The sequence below is a fragment of the Membranihabitans marinus genome, from assembly GCF_021729155.1.
Lineage (GTDB): Bacteria > Bacteroidota > Bacteroidia > Chitinophagales > Saprospiraceae > Membranihabitans > Membranihabitans marinus.
This window is the reverse complement of the sequence record NZ_JAJQYA010000005.1, coordinates 135,033-151,941: the sequence shown is the minus strand read 5'-3', so window position 1 is coordinate 151,941 and position 16,909 is coordinate 135,033. Positions and strand designations below refer to the sequence as shown.

At 38.2% G+C, this 16,909-nt stretch carries 16 protein-coding genes; 9 read left to right on the top strand and 7 right to left on the bottom strand.

Annotated elements, in window-relative coordinates:
- Positions 1-65 precede the first annotated feature (65 nt).
- Positions 66-956, bottom strand: coding sequence for a carbohydrate kinase family protein (locus LVD51_RS05310; protein ID WP_236970158.1), 891 nt, complete (start codon positions 954-956; stop codon positions 66-68).
- 67 nt (positions 957-1,023) lie between these two features.
- Here LVD51_RS05310 and LVD51_RS05305 point away from each other — a divergent pair, with 67 nt between their 5' ends.
- A complete protein-coding gene (locus tag LVD51_RS05305; protein ID WP_236970157.1) occupies positions 1,024-1,773 on the top strand; it encodes a DUF547 domain-containing protein in 750 nt (249 codons plus the stop codon).
- A 446-nt stretch (positions 1,774-2,219) separates the two neighbouring features.
- Entirely contained in the window at positions 2,220-2,750 is a 531-nt protein-coding gene (locus LVD51_RS05300) for a DUF2911 domain-containing protein (protein WP_236970156.1), read from the top strand.
- Between the two features lie 87 nt (positions 2,751-2,837).
- Here LVD51_RS05300 and atpC read toward each other — a convergent pair whose 3' ends face one another.
- Both atpC and atpD read right to left on the bottom strand, forming a co-directional pair.
- Positions 2,838-3,092: an ATP synthase F1 subunit epsilon gene (atpC, locus tag LVD51_RS05295; RefSeq protein ID WP_236970155.1), complete on the bottom strand. Its 255-nt coding sequence runs from the start codon at positions 3,090-3,092 to the stop codon at positions 2,838-2,840.
- Positions 3,093-3,096: 4 nt separating this feature from the next.
- Complete coding sequence (gene atpD / locus LVD51_RS05290) at positions 3,097-4,617, bottom strand: F0F1 ATP synthase subunit beta (protein WP_236970154.1); 1,521 nt, start codon at positions 4,615-4,617, stop codon at positions 3,097-3,099.
- Positions 4,618-5,108: 491 nt separating this feature from the next.
- Here atpD and LVD51_RS05285 point away from each other — a divergent pair, with 491 nt between their 5' ends.
- The 3 genes from LVD51_RS05285 to LVD51_RS05275 are packed head-to-tail and all read left to right on the top strand — an operon-like array spanning position 5,109 to position 9,693.
- Positions 5,109-6,452 carry a hypothetical protein gene (locus LVD51_RS05285; protein WP_236970153.1) on the top strand — a complete coding sequence of 448 codons (1,344 nt, stop codon included), beginning with the start codon at positions 5,109-5,111 and terminating at the stop codon, positions 6,450-6,452.
- Positions 6,449-7,516 (top strand): ATP-binding protein, encoded by a 1,068-nt coding sequence (locus tag LVD51_RS05280; protein ID WP_236970152.1) that lies wholly within the window; start codon positions 6,449-6,451, stop codon positions 7,514-7,516. The genes LVD51_RS05285 and LVD51_RS05280 overlap by 4 nt, the downstream gene beginning before the upstream one ends.
- Positions 7,517-7,524: 8 nt before the next feature.
- Positions 7,525-9,693, top strand: coding sequence for a DUF5682 family protein (locus tag LVD51_RS05275; protein ID WP_236970151.1), 2,169 nt, complete (start codon positions 7,525-7,527; stop codon positions 9,691-9,693).
- Between the two features lie 16 nt (positions 9,694-9,709).
- Here the strand turns inward: LVD51_RS05275 and LVD51_RS05270 are convergent, their stop codons facing one another.
- Both LVD51_RS05270 and LVD51_RS05265 read right to left on the bottom strand, forming a co-directional pair.
- Entirely contained in the window at positions 9,710-10,117 is a 408-nt protein-coding gene (locus LVD51_RS05270) for a gamma-glutamylcyclotransferase family protein (RefSeq protein WP_236970150.1), read from the bottom strand.
- Positions 10,110-10,910 (bottom strand): segregation and condensation protein A, encoded by an 801-nt coding sequence (locus LVD51_RS05265; protein ID WP_236970149.1) that lies wholly within the window; start codon positions 10,908-10,910, stop codon positions 10,110-10,112. The genes LVD51_RS05270 and LVD51_RS05265 overlap by 8 nt, the downstream gene beginning before the upstream one ends.
- A gap of 105 nt (positions 10,911-11,015) precedes the next feature.
- Between LVD51_RS05265 and LVD51_RS05260 the strand changes: the two genes are divergently transcribed.
- From LVD51_RS05260 to LVD51_RS05250, 3 genes are all read left to right on the top strand, one after another.
- Entirely contained in the window at positions 11,016-11,720 is a 705-nt protein-coding gene (locus LVD51_RS05260) for an SAM-dependent methyltransferase (protein WP_236970148.1), read from the top strand.
- Positions 11,721-11,926: 206 nt separating this feature from the next.
- Complete coding sequence (nadA, locus tag LVD51_RS05255) at positions 11,927-12,952, top strand: quinolinate synthase NadA (RefSeq protein ID WP_236970147.1); 1,026 nt, start codon at positions 11,927-11,929, stop codon at positions 12,950-12,952.
- A 97-nt stretch (positions 12,953-13,049) separates the two neighbouring features.
- A complete protein-coding gene (locus LVD51_RS05250; protein WP_236970146.1) occupies positions 13,050-13,973 on the top strand; it encodes a PfkB family carbohydrate kinase in 924 nt (307 codons plus the stop codon).
- Positions 13,974-13,978: 5 nt separating this feature from the next.
- Here the strand turns inward: LVD51_RS05250 and nadC are convergent, their stop codons facing one another.
- Positions 13,979-14,830 carry a carboxylating nicotinate-nucleotide diphosphorylase gene (gene nadC, locus LVD51_RS05245; protein ID WP_236970145.1) on the bottom strand — a complete coding sequence of 284 codons (852 nt, stop codon included), beginning with the start codon at positions 14,828-14,830 and terminating at the stop codon, positions 13,979-13,981.
- A gap of 3 nt (positions 14,831-14,833) precedes the next feature.
- Positions 14,834-15,589 (bottom strand): hypothetical protein, encoded by a 756-nt coding sequence (locus LVD51_RS05240; protein ID WP_236970144.1) that lies wholly within the window; start codon positions 15,587-15,589, stop codon positions 14,834-14,836.
- A 228-nt stretch (positions 15,590-15,817) separates the two neighbouring features.
- Here LVD51_RS05240 and gldB point away from each other — a divergent pair, with 228 nt between their 5' ends.
- On the top strand, positions 15,818-16,879 hold the full coding sequence (gene gldB, locus LVD51_RS05235) for a gliding motility lipoprotein GldB (RefSeq protein WP_236970143.1): 1,062 nt from the start codon (positions 15,818-15,820) through the stop codon (positions 16,877-16,879).
- Positions 16,880-16,909: the final 30 nt, after the last annotated feature.

The following is a 16,909-nucleotide window of genomic DNA, read 5'->3' as shown; positions in this document are numbered from 1 at the left end:
TCTTCAAATGCGAAATTGAAAAACTTCGCTCAGTACCAATGAATTATCGACCAAATTCAAAGTATCTAGTCTTCAAGACCAAAAACCGACTTGATTTTGTCACTATATTCGGGAATAGCACCCATAGATCCAGCTACATAAGCACCTAGAATACTCCCTCTTTCCAAGCCTTTGGCTACATTTTGGGCCTGACTCCATGAATGTAAAAAAGCAGCAGTAAAAGCGTCTCCAGCTCCAACCGTATCTACGGCTTCAATGGGCTCTATGGCCTGATTATAAATACTGTTGTTATAGTAGCCTTTCGAACCTTCACTGCCATAAGTAAATACGCAAAGTTCGATACCAAATTTCACTTTGAGTAAATGTCCAAATTCTATTGCCGACGAAGATTCTTCAAAAAGCAATTCTGAAAGCTCATATATTTCATCCTTATTAAATTTGCCAATATTGGCATATTGTAGAGAAGTTTCTATTATGTTTTTATCGTAATAATCTCCCCTGAGATTGGCGTCAAAATACACCCAGTCCGCATCGGTTTTTTCCAAAATTTCAGCGTACAAAGCTCTATTTCCTTCAGTCCTCTGCGCCAGTGACCCAAAAATAATTATATCCCAATCAATGGCCAATAAAGCTTCCAGATCCACAGATAAATCATCATAGGCCACTTCCTCAACAATATCGTATTCTGGTTCTCCATCATTGAAAGAAACGGTTACCGTACCTGTAGGTCTAGTGGGATGATTAAGTAAAAAATCAGTATTTACCCCTATTGCAGCAACTTCATCCCGAATCTTCTCTCCTAATTCATCGTTGCCTACAGCAGATAAGATGTAACTGTTATTACCCAATTTGGCCAAATGTGCAGCTACATTAAATGGGGCACCGCCCAACTTGTACTCACCATCGATTACATCAAAAAGTATTTCACCTAATGCTAGAACATTTTTCTTTTTCAAACCTTAATAATTGACATTGTTAGTATAAATATTAACATTAAACTTAATAAAATAAATAGAAACCCTCATGAAATTTTTATTTTCTGTCTTCGCCATCTTGGCAATTTATAGTTGTAAAGTATCGAAATATGAAGGCAATTCCCATCCTATCAGTCACGACTTATGGGAAGAATTGTTACAATCTCATGTGGACGATGAAGGTTGGGTAGACTATGCTGGATTCCAAAAAGATTCGGCAAAACTCAATAAATACACAAACTTGCTTTCTCAAAATCATCCCAATGACAAAAATTGGTCTAGGGAGGAACAGTTGGCTTATTGGATTAATGCTTACAATGCCTTCACCATCCAATTGGTGGCCAGACACTACCCTGTTGCCAGCATTAAGGATATCAAACCTGGTATTGGATTTGTAAATTCGGTCTGGGATATAAAATTTATTCATATTGAAGAACGCGTATACGACCTCAATAATATTGAACACGGCATTATTCGACAACAGTTTGACGAACCACGGATTCACTTCGCCGTTAATTGCGCCTCTTATTCATGTCCCAGTTTAAGCAATCACGCCTTTACGGCCGATCAATTAGATCAACAATTAACCGCAGCTGCCGTTTCATTTATCAATGATAAAAAGAAAAACTCCCTAAGCCCTGACCAAGTAACCATATCATCTATATTTAAATGGTTCAGTGGTGATTTTACAAAAAAACAAACCATAATTGATTTTCTAAATAAATATTCCCAAGTAGAGATCAATAAAGATGCCGATATCGACTACCAAGATTACGATTGGTCCATTAACGAACAATAAAATGGATGCTTAGTCATGGTATGAATTGCAAGAGTGCAATTCTAGATAATTAGTAAACCATTAGGAATTATACCAAACGCAATTGGTATAACTCCTAATGGACAATGATAATTATATCAACACAGAGACTAAACACCAATAATTTAATTTTTTAAAATCAAGGACAATATCCAAATCATCTACGGTACTCAATCCATTACCCACATCTAAATAAACAATTCAATAACATATAAAAAATAAATAATTAGTTAAATTTTTAACTTTTTTACAGTTTTTCCAGTTATAACAATATAGATGGCAGTCTATTCAACACAAGATTTCGAAATATACATCAATGTGAGATGTATTTGCAGAATTAATCTAATTGGATGGTAGTCAACTATTGATATTAGATATCACCTTATGAGGATATACATTAAATATTCAAAAATTAAAAGTATTATACTATGAAAATCAAACAATTCACTAAACCAATTTTACTGGCATCGATTTTTTGCTTATTCTTTATTATGTCGGGATGGGCTCAGGTAGGATCAGAGACCAAACCCAGCCCTCCAGCTACCGCAACGGGTACAATAAGCGATGCAAATATTACCATTAATTACAGTTCTCCAGGTGTCAAAGACCGGATAATATGGGGCCAATTAGTCCCTTTTGAAAAAGTATGGCGAGCAGGAGCCAATGAAGCCACTACCTTTCAAACCGACAAGGACATTATGGTAGAAGGAAAGAAATTGCCCGCTGGCATCTACAGCTTCTTTATAATTCCCAAAGAAAAAAATAACTGGGTAGCTATTTTCAATAGCGAAGCCAAGCAATGGGGTGCCTATAAGTACGATGCGAGCAAGGATGTATTGAGAGTAGATGTATCCCCTCAGAATTCTGAAAAAATGTACGAAAGACTGACTTATGAGGTTACACCGAGTAAGACCATCATGTACTGGGCAAATCTAGCTCTACCCATTTCAATGAAATAAACAGAATTCTCATAATTAAAAAAAGCTGTCATTGGATTCCAATGACAGCTTTTCTATTTTCAAACCCCATCACAGGGTATAATATGCTTATTCAGCAGCAGCGGCAGTATATACAAGTAATGAAACCTCGTTGTTCAATACTTCAATAAATCCTTTTTCAATGGAAAAATTTTGTTTTTCACCTGTTCCCAGTGTCAATTCCACATCACCCTTAACCAAAGCCGAAACTATAGGTGCGTGATTTTCTAATATTTGGAATCGTCCACTAATACCTGGCACCATTACAGAAGTAATTTCCCCTGTAAACAATTTTTCCTCTGGTGTCAATACTTCAATTACCATAGGACTATGCTTGTTCCGCGTCTGCGATTAATTTCTTACCTTTTTCGATGGCCTCTTCGATATTACCTACTAAGTTAAAGGCCGCCTCAGGATATTCATCAACTTCTCCGTCCATAATCATATTGAAACCTTTGATACTATCTTCAATAGGTACCAATACCCCTGGGATACCAGTAAACTGCTCAGCTACGTGGAAAGGCTGTGACAAAAATCTTTGTACCCTTCTCGCTCTGTGTACTACCAACTTATCTTCTTCACTCAACTCCTCCATACCCAAGATGGCAATGATATCTTGCAATTCTTTATTTCTCTGAAGCAAGTTAATCACTCGTTGCGCAGTATTATAGTGTTCATCTCCGATGATTTTGGCATCGAGAATTCTCGATGTTGAATCCAATGGATCAATGGCAGGATAAATACCCAATGAAGCCAATTTTCTACTCAATACCGTAGTTGCATCCAAGTGAGCAAAGGTTGTAGCAGGAGCTGGATCCGTCAAGTCATCCGCAGGTACATATACCGCTTGTACCGATGTAATCGAACCTCTTTTTGTTGAAGTAATACGCTCTTGCATAAAACCCATCTCTGTAGCTAGAGTTGGTTGGTATCCAACCGCTGAAGGCATCCTTCCCAATAGGGCTGACACCTCAGAACCAGCCTGAGTAAATCTAAAGATATTGTCTACGAAGAAAAGGATATCTCTACCTCCGGCAGGATCAGACAAATCACCATCTCTATAGTACTCTGCCATAGTCAATCCCGAAAGAGCAACACGAGCACGTGCACCAGGAGGCTCATTCATCTGTCCAAAAACGAATGTCGCTTTTGAATCTTCTAATTCTTTGTAGTCAACTTTATCTAAATCCCAACCACCTTCTTCCATAGAATGAAGGAAGTCGTCACCGTATTTAATAATTCCAGATTCCAACATCTCACGAAGCAAATCGTTTCCTTCTCTGGTTCTCTCTCCTACTCCTGCAAAAACAGAAATCCCATCGTATCCTTTGGCAATGTTGTTGATCAATTCCTGGATCAATACTGTTTTACCAACACCAGCTCCACCAAACAATCCAATTTTACCCCCTTTTGCATAGGGCTCAATCAAGTCGATCACTTTAATTCCAGTGAACAGAACCTCTGTTTCGGTAGATAGATCTTCATAACGAGGTGGCTTTCTGTGGATTGAATATGCAGTCTCTCCTTTTTCGGTTGGTCTTAAACCATCGATAGCTTCTCCAACTACATTAAACAATCTACCTTTGATTTGTTCCCCAACAGGCATTCTTATTGGAGCAAAGGTATCAACTACTTCTTGGCCTCTGATCAAACCATCTGTAGCTTCCATGGCCACAGTTCTAACACTGTCTTCTCCCAAGTGTTGTTGAACTTCCAATATCAAATCATTAAAGCCTTCTCTTTTGATTACCAGCGCATTAAGTATATCAGGAGTGGTAGATCCTTCTCCCTGAAAACTTACGTCCACTACTGGACCAATGACCTGTTTTACTTTTCCAATATTCGCCATAGTATTACTGTTGTTGCGTTTTATTCAGTCATAAAATTTGCGCAAAGATAGTCCTTTTCTCTTATCCACAAAAAGGTAAGGCCTTTATTCCTTGGAATAAGTCAATTTTTTTTTACCATTATAAAGTATTAAATAATTTCCCAGCCTTTAGATTGAGCTATATGTAAAATTCTGTAATTTTCCCTCCATCAATCATCATCGATTCTCTCTTGATTCTTTAAAGAAGTTTAAAAATATCATCCCTTTATAGAAATGATACCAAGCTTAATAAAACTGTACTACACAATCCTCAACGCTAGATTAAAATTAGATGTTTATAATCAACCTACTTCATATTTCAACACTATTGCAATACGCAATATTTAAATCCCAAAAAATAACCACCCCTCGTCCTCGACTCAGTCTTGAAATGAGGACAACAAAAAATCATTCACTCAATCGCGGCTTATATCTATCTTTACATCATAATTTCTATGACTAAACCGTGTTAAGTGCCAAATTTACTTCCCATAGAAGATCTAAAGAAAAGACTTTTTTTGTTCGTCAAGGATGAAGACAAACTGAGTTTTGAAGAATTTGCCCATCAATCTACCAGATACTATTATCAACAGATGTTGACGACCATCGAAGTACAAGATGAAGTCATCTCCATTACACCTCAGGAAGTAAACATCAGCCCGATAAGCAATGTCTTAGATAAAATATTAAAGATAGAAAACAGTGAAGTTCTACTTGAAGAGTTGTTTTACCATCTAAAAAATTGTGGATCTACCTTCCCTCCTATACATTTGCCCAATTTGTTAAACCTCGTCCAATCATGGCCTTCACTTTGGTCCGCTATATATCAGCTTCATCCCCAACTCATCCTCAAATTATCTGATACTAATGACCAGTTCGACTTTATGAAAATGGCCTTCGACCATGGTGAAATACCAACCGTGGGACAGACATATTTTTATCCCGCCATGGCCGTCAGGATGAAGAATTTCCCCCAACAAACGGTAGCATTTATTCGGGAAAAATTTGAATCTGTGTCCAGCCACCACAAAAATAAATTATTAGAAATACTATCCACCGACGACCATCCTGACACATTGGATTTTATAGACAGCAAAAAATCAAATCAAGATAAGGTAGTTAGGATAACGGCCCTCAAAATATTGCTCAAAAAGAAATATGCCAACCTTTATCCCAATTTGATAGCTGTGTTAAACCCCTACGTGGAATCCCAGTTTAAGGACAAAATTGAACTGACTAAACAAACCATGGGAATAAGGAAAGATGACATCCAGTCCCTGACCTCTAAAACCAGTACATTATCTGCCCTGATTTCACTTATCGATCCCGCTGACCTGTCCATTGACATTGCTAGCATTCCCAATGACTTGTTAAGCGATGTGGTAGATGGCTGTCTTTTTCATGAAAATATGAACTTCCTCAATCAATATATGCAATTACACCCGGGAGCACAATTTGATTCAGGGATAGAAACCAGTATTTCACCCCAAAACACAACTGCATATATCCATCATTATTACCTGACTCCGAATAAATCATTGTCGCCTACTTTCTTTGAAAACATTCTAAAAATCCAACCGTTCTTTACATACCAAGATTCCCTTTCGATTTGGACATACCTAAAAAAACAATATGAAGAATTTACATTTATCGAAGAATCGTTTCCAATCCACTATTTTGCATTGAAAATACATCCCAATGCTATTGTAGTAGTGTTATCTGACCTCACAAATATATCTTCGGATTGGAAGACTTCATTTACTAAAATACTGTCCATCAGAAAGGAAATTTTAAAAATATTATATCCAATAAAATGACCGATACAAAAAACATACTCAAACAAAGACTGGAAGACAAATATCAAGACGAACTCAATGCCTTAATAAAAACAGATAGTGGGTGGAAACCAGACAATTGGAAAATGTCTCCTCAATCGGTTTTACAATTTATCCTAGGCAATGTAGAAGTCAATGGCGTAACTATCAGTCCCAAATACATAGGACATAAAAATCTAGTAGAAACCGCCATCGCAACCCTAGCAACTCAACGGGCATTATTATTGACAGGCATGCCGGGAACAGCCAAAACATGGTTGGCCGAACACTTGGCCGTAGCCATTAGCGGAAACACCAAACACCTCATTCAAGGAAGTAGTGCTACCACAGAAGAAGACATTCTCTTCGGTTGGAACTACGCCAGCCTAATCGCCAAAGGTCCCCACCAAGAAGCCTTAGTGGAAAGTGCGATTTACAAGTCAATGCAAGGTGGAGAAATCTGCAGAATAGAAGAATTAAGCCGGATCCCAGCCATGATTCAAGACAACTTACTTTCCCTACTGTCTGAAAAATTAATCGTTGTGCCCGAACTAGACAACGAAATAAGAGCCCATAAGGGGTTTAATATAATCGCCACTTCAAACGACAAGGATAAAGGTACATTTCCACTAAGTGACGCACTGAAAAGACGTTTCAATGTTATTCAAATGCCTTTCCCTTCTAGCTTAGAAGAAGAAGTAAACATTGTTCGCTACAAACTAGATGTAGAAACCCTGCCCCTTTCTGTAGAAATTCCAGTAAAAGAAATAGAAAGAGTCGTTCAAATATTCCGAGAGCTAAGATCTGGAGTTACCGAAGACAGTCATCAAAAAATAAATACCACCCAAAGTAATCTCAGTACAGCGGAAGCGATATCCACTCTGGAACACTGTATATACATGGCCGGTTTTTTTGGAGAAGGTCGAGTGACTGCTAATGAAATAGCCGCCACCCTTCCCGGTGCCATTTTGAAAGATATCGAGAAAGACAGTAAACCATGGGAAGAGTACAAAAAACTTGTCATCGCCAAGAGACCGGACTGGCAAGATCTTAAAAACCTACTTTAATCTCTTCTATGAATGAAGTAAAATTATTGGGGATTCGACATCATGGACCGGGGTCCGCATTGCGAATCCAACGCATGTTGGACGAATATGGTCCCGACATTATTTTATTGGAAGCACCGGCTGATGCTCAACACATAATAGCCAGTTTCAACCCCTATGAGATGACTCCGCCTATAGCTGGACTAATATACGACCCCAAGGATTTTCAGAGAGCAGCCTACTTTCCACTAGCCGCATTTTCGCCTGAATGGATAGCACTGAAATATTCATTTGACCAAAAAATTCCATTGCGTTGTATCGACTTGCCCATCGGTGCCATCTTAAAACAAAAAAACCAACGATCTCGCCCAAAATTAAATCCCTTCTATCAACTGGCAAAAATATCGGGATTCAATGACGTAGAACAGTGGTGGGACCATTTTTTGGAAACTACAACCGACTCCACTGCCATTTTCGACCATATTGCCAAACTCATGCGGGAATTGCGAAAAGATGCTACCGAAAGTTCAGAGACCATCCAGCGCGAAGCTTTTATGGTAGAGCAAATTCAAATGGCTACTGGAGAAGATTTTAAAAAAATAGCCGTAATCTGCGGAGCTTACCATCTTCCAGCCCTTGAAAATCACAAGAATGCCAAACCCTCTAAGAAATCCGTCCGCATCAAAATGATAAAAACCGATGCAGTATGGATTCCTTGGTCCTATCGCCGAATGAAACAAGAAAATGGATATGGAGCGGGAATTTCCAACCCCACCTGGTATCATGCCTTATTCGAACACAAAGAAGAAGCTGCTATGTACTGGATTACAGAATGTGGCAAAACCCTAAGAGCTGTCAAGCCCCTGAGCACTGCCCATACCATTGAGACCATTAACTTGGCCAGAGGTTTGAAAAATTTGCGCAACAAAAGCAGTATTGGCATTCCCGAACTCGAGGATGCCATAACCACAGTGATGTACGAGGGCGACCCTAGTTGGAAAGAAGTTTTCGGTGACAAAATATTTACTGGACATCAAACCGGAAGCATTCCCAATGATTTATTTATTCTGCCCCTTCAATTGGACTTTAGAAAGATGCTAAAAAGTGGTAGACTATCCAAACTGTTGGAAGAGCCTATCCCCATGAATAAGACCCTTGATTTGCGGACGTCAAAGCATTTGCTTCTCTCATGTTTTTTCTATCAGACCCTGACTTTAGAAATCCCCTTGGCCAAGATTCAAGATCAATCGATTTCTGCCTTGGGTAATTTTAAAGAGATTTGGGATCTGCAATGGGATCCAGTTTCAGAGTGGATCCTCATCCAGGTATCCAGCTATGGCAATACAATAGAAGCCGCTGCTAGAAATAAAATAACCGATGCACTGACGGAAACAGAAATCATCGACGACGTCATCGACTTGTTAGATCAATCCTTTATGTGTGGTTTTGATGATTTGCTCGACATAATAAAATCTAAACTCTTAAAATCATACATACATACTGATTCCGTACTATCCCTTTTAAAAAGTGTAAACACCTTGATTCACGTCCAGTCCTATGGTCATATAAGGTGGAGTAAACCACCAGAGCTAACAGGGCTTTTGGACAGAATGATCTACAAGGTGAGCATCATGTTGCCCGCGGCAATTTACTCGATTGACGAAGATGAGATCGAAGAATTAAAGCAATTAATCAACCAATTGTATTTTACTCTTCAGAGTGGACGCTTTCCCCATCTCTCCAGCTACATGGATTCGGCATGGCTGGAAATATACAATCATCACATTGAAATAGACTATTTTAGTGGTAGAGCCTTGAGAATATGCATGGACTTGGGACGACTGGATAGATCGGAAATTGAAATCAAGATATCCTTTGTTTTCCAAACCTCTGACGCCAACCAAATGCTGGCTTGGCTGGAAGGGTTGTTTTCGGGTGGTATTTTATGGCTTATTTATGACGACATTTTTTTATCTCAATTATCGGAGTGGATGGAAAATATGGACACTGAAATATTTTATGAAAATCTACCTATGTTGCGAAAAACCTTTGGACTGACACCGGAATCAGATCGGTCAAACTTGTATTATAAAATCAAACACGGCCACTTAAACCACGACAGTTCTCAGTCCAATGATATAGCTTCTCCCGAAGTAGCGGAAAGAGTAGATTCCCTAATGCAACACCACGGATTGTAGCAGGCAGTGATTGGGACTAAAGAGCAACGTCTAAGTAATTCCCAGAAGGAATAATCTGACCTTTGTCCTTCCACCATTCGGGATGATACACATATAAATAACAATGGTAGTTTCCACAATTTCCATATACATCTACCGTTCGACGCAAAAACTCACTTTCCTCTTCATTGTCGCAATCGTATCCCTCATAATGATCTAAAACAGATAAAATAGAAATCGCATTGATTTCATTCCATTGATATACCTCGCCCAATACTCTGCTCTTCTGTTCCAAATCTAAAATAGCTCCGGGATAAGGCCCCATATTTTTCAAATAGCCATAGATAAAACCCTCATCAATTTGATAGGCGTTCTTAACTAAAAACTGAGCCATGGGATGTTGTATTTTAGATCGTAAAGATCCGTAAACAAACAAACTATTCATCTTCAGTAATTTCTCCATTTAATGACTCGGAATAATTCTCCCCTTGACTGATGTAAAAGGAATTAATATCACCGCTAATTTTAATTTCTAAACGTCTGCTATTAATCAATTCCAAAAGGGCTAGAAAAGTAACAATGGCATGAAGTCGATTATCCATTCGATCAAACAGGGATTCAAATGATTGTGACACTTTTCCCTTTATGGCAGACAATAAATGGTTGCGTTGATCTTCAATGGTGTAGGCAAAACTCACCACAGTATGTGCCACCTTGGTCTTTTCTTGATTGAATCTTTCCATGACTTTTTGAAAGACTGAAAACAATTTGTACAAATCAAGTGACTCCCATTCTGATTCTAACAGTGCTGCTCCTGAATAGGTTGACAATTCGGATTTTATATTGCCCCGGCTATGAAGACTTCTTCGGACTTCTTCAAGAGACTTCATTTCCTCAATAATAGATTTGAATTTTTTGTATTCCAAAAGACGTTGAACCAATTCTTCTCTAGGATCGATTTCGTTTCCGGATTCGTCCAATTCTTTTCTCGGCAACAACATTTTGGTTTTTATTCGCATCAATGTTGCGGCTACCACAATAAACTCAGAAGCCAATTCGATATTGAATTGATCCATGTGGTGGATATAATCCAAAAAATCTGAGGTGATTTTTGAAATCGGAATATTTTGAATTTCAATTTCGTCGCGTTCTATAAAAAACAGTATAAGATCAAAGGGGCCTTCGAACTGAGGTAATTTTATATAATATTGATCTATACTATTTTCGAACATAGACATAAATATACTTCAATTTACAAAGACCTGAATAAAGATCTACTACAATAATTTTTCACCTAGTCGAAATATCCTATTAATATTGCAAAAATTAACTTTCTTTATCTAATGAATTCAAATAAATTATACCTCATTCCCACGGCTATTGGGGCCCTCGATCGTCCTTCTCCTGGAGTTTTAGAGATAATCAACGAAATAGAAGTTTTTTTTTGCGAGCGCATTAGAACTACTAGAAGGTGGTTGCGCGATATCCAACCAGATTACGATATCGATTCCCGAACCTTTATTGAATTCGACAAACACAGCAATCGATTCCCGATGGATCTCGTCCTAGAGCAATGGAAAAAAGGAAGGATTACTGGACTTACTTCTGAGGCCGGCAGTCCAGCAATTGCAGATCCTGGATTCCAAATTGTTATTAAAGCCCATCAATTGAATATTCCCGTCCTACCATTGAGTGGGTCCAATTCGCTGATATTGGCTCTAATGGGATCAGGTTTCAACGGCAATCAATTTACCTATCAAGGCTACTTCCCCATTAAACCTCAGGAACTGAAGAGTAAAATTCAAAAAATACTGCCATCTATTGAAAAGGGCTATACCCAGATATTTATTGAAACCCCCTATCGCAATATCAAGACCATGGAATCGCTGATAGACATACTTCCAGATACTATAAGTATTTCTCTGGCCATTGACTTACTCAATACCAACAACACTACAGTGACCAAAACGGTAAAACAATGGCGAAGTAGTAAACTGCCTTCTATGCACAAGTTACCCTGTGTATTTGTGTTGGGAAAGGGAAATTGAAATACTTGATTTAAACTATATTGCCCTGTGATTGTATATAATTTAGGGAAGATGTATCATAGGGAGAATACAAAAACCAGTTCTACTAAACAACTGAATATCTATTTATTACACATCTAAATTATAATCTTATTCAAAAAATTTGCCCTATATAATACGATACAAGGAGATTTTTTTTTAAATTGCTAACTTAACATCAGGTTTTTATGATTGGAACAGAAGAATTGCTATTGGCCAAAAGAGATATTGACAAAAAGGGATACCTTGACATTAGTATCGATCCATCTTTGGATTTAGAGGCTGAAATTCAAAAACTTAAAAAAGAAAAAAACGCTATTATCTTGGCTCATTACTATCAGGAATCTGATATTCAAGATATAGCAGATTATATTGGTGATAGCTTGGGCTTAAGTCAAAAAGCAGCCACTACGGATGCGGATATGATAGTATTTGCCGGTGTTCATTTTATGGCTGAGACGGCCAAAATGCTATCGCCAGACAAAAAAGTCTTGCTACCAGATCTCAAGGCAGGCTGTTCATTGGCCGACGCATGTCCACCTCATCTATTCAAAAAATTCAAAGAGCAACATCCCGACGCTGTTGTCGTGAGTTATATCAATTGTACGGCAGAATTAAAAACATTAACCGATATATGTTGCACATCTACCAATTCAGTTGATGTAATAAATAGCATTCCTAAAGATAAAAAGATTATATTTGCTCCCGATAAAAATTTAGGTGCCTATTTAATTAAAAAAACTGGCCGTGATTTAATATTATGGAACGGTTCTTGTATGGTACATGAAGTATTTAGTAATGAAAAAATTACTAAATTGCAATTGCAGTACCCGGAAGCGAAATTAATAGCGCATCCGGAGTGTGAAGCTCATATTTTAGAAAATGCAGATTACATAGGTTCTACCAGTGGATTATTGAAATACACGAAGGAATCAGACAACCAAGTTTTTATTGTGGCAACTGAAGTTGGAATCATACACCAGATGAAGTTGGCTTCTCCAGAAAAGGAATTTATTCCTGCACCTCCAGAAAATCAATGTGCATGTAATGAATGTCCTCACATGAAGAGAAATACCATGGAAAAGCTATATTTATGTATGAAATATGAAAATCCCGAAGTAAATTTGCCCGAGTGGGTAATTGAAGAGGGAGTCAAGTCCATCGAAAGGATGTTGGAGATTTCCGAAAAAGCGGGATTGGGCTTGAAAGATTAACATTGGATCCAGACTGACGTCATTATACAGTTACTTCGTTAGTAGCCTTGCCTTCAAGCGGCAAGGCTTTTTTTTTGTAAAACAACTAAAACACATTATGAGTTTATTAATCGTGGGCACCGTAGCATTTGATACTATCGAAACACCTCATGGAAAGGTAGAAAAAGTAATTGGAGGAGCAGGCACCTATGCTGGATGGGCAGCATCTTACTTGCACTCCGATATTCGATTGGTTTCAATTATTGGTGGTGATTGGCCCAAATCAGAATTGCAACGCATGAACGCCAGAGGTATAGATACTGAAGGTATAAAAATCGTTGAAGATAAAAAATCGTTCTACTGGTCTGGAAGATATTTGGAAAACCTCATAGAGCGAGAAACCCTCATTACCGACCTTAATGTATTGGCCGACTTTGATCCTATCCTACCAGATAGCTATCGAAATAGTGAATTTATATTATTGGGCAACCTAACTCCAGCCATACAAAGCAGTGTCATCGATCAATTGGAATCCAAACCCAAACTCATCCTTTTGGACACTATGAATTTTTGGATCGATATAGCCAAAGACGAATTAATAGATGTCATACGAAGAGTAGATCTCCTAAGCATCAACGATGAAGAAGCGCGAATGCTCAGTGGAGAACACAACTTGGTAAAAGCAGCAGAAAAAATAATGAAACTCGGACCGCGTTTCTTAATTATTAAGAAAGGAGAACACGGAGCACTCTTGTTTGGAGATGATCATATGTTCTTTGCTCCCGCTCTGCCACTCAACAATATCGTAGATCCTACCGGTGCTGGCGATACCTTCGCAGGAGGACTAATGGGATATTTAGCCAATCAATCTGAAATCAATTACGAACATGTAAAACAAGGTCTGGTATATGGTGCAGCCATGGGATCTTTCTGTGTAGAAGACTTTTCATTAGAAAAAATTCAAAATATTAATTCTTCAGAAATTGATGCACGGATCAAAGCAATTCAAAAATTGACGACGGTAGATACGGCCAAATTATAGGCCTACTACAAAATTTTCAAGCTCAGATCTTTGGCGACAACACTATGGGTCAATGCCCCAGATGAAATATAATCGACACCGGTCTGAGCCACTTCTTTAAGAATGGACTCTGTGATTCCTCCAGACGCTTCTACTTCAAATCGACCATTGATTTGCTCTACGGCCTTGGCCATTTGAGGCGGAGTAAAATTATCCAACATAATTCGATCAAACCCACCTACATCTAGGGCTTCATCTAATTCTGCACTACTTCCTACTTCCAATGTGATAGGAAGTTTCATTTCCTTTGCCGATAAATATTGATGTACATTTTTAACTGCACGACTCAGCGATCCTGATGCGGTTATATGATTGTCTTTTATCATGATCCTATCGAATAACCCAATGCGATAATTGTAACAACCACCTATAGATACCGCCCATTTTTCAAGAAAACGCATCAATGGTGTCGTCTTACGAGTATCCAAAACCTTAACCGGATAATCTTTTACCAAATCGGCATATACTTTACTCATAGATGCTACCCCACACATTCGCTGCATGGTATTGAGCAATAGTCGCTCTATCTTCAACAGAGCTTGACTATTCATGGTTACGTAGAAAGCTACATCCCCTACTACGGCCTGATCTCCGTCTTTCATCCGAACTTCGATGTCGGCTGCAGGATCTACAAAATGTATCATATACTCTGCCACTTCCATTCCCGCCAACACAGTATCCTCCTTAACCAATAATTTGGCCCGTGACTGTTGCTGCGGATCTATGCAAGCCAAGGAAGTATGGTCTCCATCGCCTACATCTTCTCGCAGTCCAGCTGTCACAAATTCAGACAGCTGCCTCTTCATTGATTCATTCATCTCCTACTGTATTTTTACTGCTATTTGAATCCCAAACTGATTCAGAGCTCCCTTGGAATCCTCTTTGATCACCTTGGTTTGATTGTCTACTTCAATCACTTGTTTGCCTTTGTCTCTCGTGACATCAGCCAAACCCGAATTTAAAAATATCATACCTGACATATCGTGGCCTCTGTAATTGAAATCCGCACCCAATGCCATGCCCCATAAAAAATTAAAAAAGGAGACATCTTTACCAATCTTTTCTTTCTCCAGTAGTAGACTTCCCGCTTCTATCGTCCCTCTTGCTCTATTTCTAACCCCCATAGTAATGGTTGGGATACGCATAAATATAGATACATCGTTAATCTCAGGCAGGTTAAACTGCATACCAAAAGGAAGTTCAATATAATTTATGGTGTAGCGAATACTGGTATTGTCCGGAAAAGGCATATCCCCTTCAGTGTATTGGGGATCTGACAATGATGAACTCGGCAAAAAATTTCCACCTTCACTGTATAAGAGTTTTCCGCCCGACCACAACACAAAATCAAGACCAGCAACAAAACCTGCCCATTCCGTAAATTTAAAATTCACCGTAGCACCCAACTTCAATCCCACATTGATGCCGTTGGGACTGATATAATCGCTCGAACTATTCAATCTACTAAACAATGGGGCTATATGAAAATCGAGTACTTGCTCCTCAATATTCTGTGCCTGACTCGTGCCAAACATCCACATAACTCCCAATAATATTACAATTTTTTTATATCCCATAGTACATACACATTCCTCAGAAGTAAATATAAAAATATTCTAAACATTTCATTCTATTTGCCCAATCCCATCGTTTAAAATAGTATTGAAGTTAAAACAATTAACAATGCATTTAACATATTTTATAAGTTTTATAGTTTCAAAACACTCTCAACAAGGAACTATACTATAGTTATAAAAAAGTAGTTTAATTTGTATTCAAATTCAGTAAATGGAATTCAATTGAAAATGAAGAAAAGGTTTATAAAGTATTTTTCTATTCCTGTCAGACCAAGATCATACTCTGTCCTAGCCTGGACAATGGTAGGCATTATCATAGTTGGTTTATACAGCTGCAACACTTTGGATGAAGATGAAGGACTCGACATTGAAGCAGAAAAAATTGAGATTATAGCTTACGATCAATTGATCTGTGGCACTGGAGAAGACATGGCCACAGGAAAGACCTTATCAGAAGAACATCCAGAATTTACAGATATATTTTTTAATCAAATTTTATTTCCGCGTCAACCATTTGCAATCCCCCTGGACACCTTGATGAAGGAGTACTGTCGTTCTGGAGCCATCCAACATCTAATGGATACCACAGCTATTCTTTATCCCAATACCGACTTTATCGCCGAAGAATTGGGTCTGGCCTTTGGTTATTACAAACACTACTTCCCCGAAAAATCCATTCCAAAAGTTTACACCTTTGTATCGGAGTTTAGTATCGGCAGCTTTACCATTGACGATGAAATCATAGGTATCGGCTTGGACTTCTACCTAGGGGAAAACTATCCTTACTACGATCCTTCCGTATTCCCTTTATTTGTAAGATCTACCATGTCGCGTGAATACATTACCCCACAAGCCATTATGGCATTATTGGAATATCTGACCCCTCCAGTGAAGGGAAACACATTGTTGGACTACATGATACGCAATGGAAAAATCATTTACTTATTAAAAAAATTAATGCCCTTTAAATCAGATCACAGTTTATTCTTGTATACACCTGAACAATTGGACTGGGTCGAAGACAATGAATTAGAAATATGGCAATTTTTCTTAGACAATGAATTGTTATATGAACAAGACAGTAGAAAATTTGCAAAATATGTAGATCGAGCCCCAAACAGTCCTGGGATGCCAGCAGAAGCACCGGGGAGAACCGCTAACTTCATCGGATATAAAATTGTCGAAAAATATATGTCATCTAAAAATTCTGACGATATCCAATCCTTATTAGATCTAGAAAGTGGACAAAAAATCCTTTCAGAATCCAATTACAAACCACCACGTCGGTAAATAAAAATTCTTATATTGATAATTAAAAGA

Bases quoted from the DNA above. Each gene is read 5' to 3' on its own strand.
- LVD51_RS05305 (WP_236970157.1), top strand. From the start codon at position 1,024: ATGAAATTTTTATTTTCTGTCTTCGCCATCTTGGCAATTTATAGTTGT.
- nadC (WP_236970145.1), bottom strand. From the start codon at position 14,830: ATGAATGAATCAATGAAGAGGCAGCTGTCTGAATTTGTGACAGCTGGA.
- LVD51_RS05240 (WP_236970144.1), bottom strand. From the start codon at position 15,589: ATGGGATATAAAAAAATTGTAATATTATTGGGAGTTATGTGGATGTTT.
- atpC (WP_236970155.1), bottom strand. From the start codon at position 3,092: ATGGTAATTGAAGTATTGACACCAGAGGAAAAATTGTTTACAGGGGAA.
- LVD51_RS05270 (WP_236970150.1), bottom strand. From the start codon at position 10,117: ATGAATAGTTTGTTTGTTTACGGATCTTTACGATCTAAAATACAACAT.
- LVD51_RS05250 (WP_236970146.1), top strand. From the start codon at position 13,050: ATGAGTTTATTAATCGTGGGCACCGTAGCATTTGATACTATCGAAACA.
- LVD51_RS05280 (WP_236970152.1), top strand. From the start codon at position 6,449: ATGACCGATACAAAAAACATACTCAAACAAAGACTGGAAGACAAATAT.
- LVD51_RS05275 (WP_236970151.1), top strand. From the start codon at position 7,525: ATGAATGAAGTAAAATTATTGGGGATTCGACATCATGGACCGGGGTCC.
- gldB (WP_236970143.1), top strand. From the start codon at position 15,818: ATGAAGAAAAGGTTTATAAAGTATTTTTCTATTCCTGTCAGACCAAGA.
- nadA (WP_236970147.1), top strand. From the start codon at position 11,927: ATGATTGGAACAGAAGAATTGCTATTGGCCAAAAGAGATATTGACAAA.
- atpD (WP_236970154.1), bottom strand. From the start codon at position 4,617: ATGGCGAATATTGGAAAAGTAAAACAGGTCATTGGTCCAGTAGTGGAC.
- LVD51_RS05260 (WP_236970148.1), top strand. From the start codon at position 11,016: ATGAATTCAAATAAATTATACCTCATTCCCACGGCTATTGGGGCCCTC.
- LVD51_RS05265 (WP_236970149.1), bottom strand. From the start codon at position 10,910: ATGTCTATGTTCGAAAATAGTATAGATCAATATTATATAAAATTACCT.
- LVD51_RS05300 (WP_236970156.1), top strand. From the start codon at position 2,220: ATGAAAATCAAACAATTCACTAAACCAATTTTACTGGCATCGATTTTT.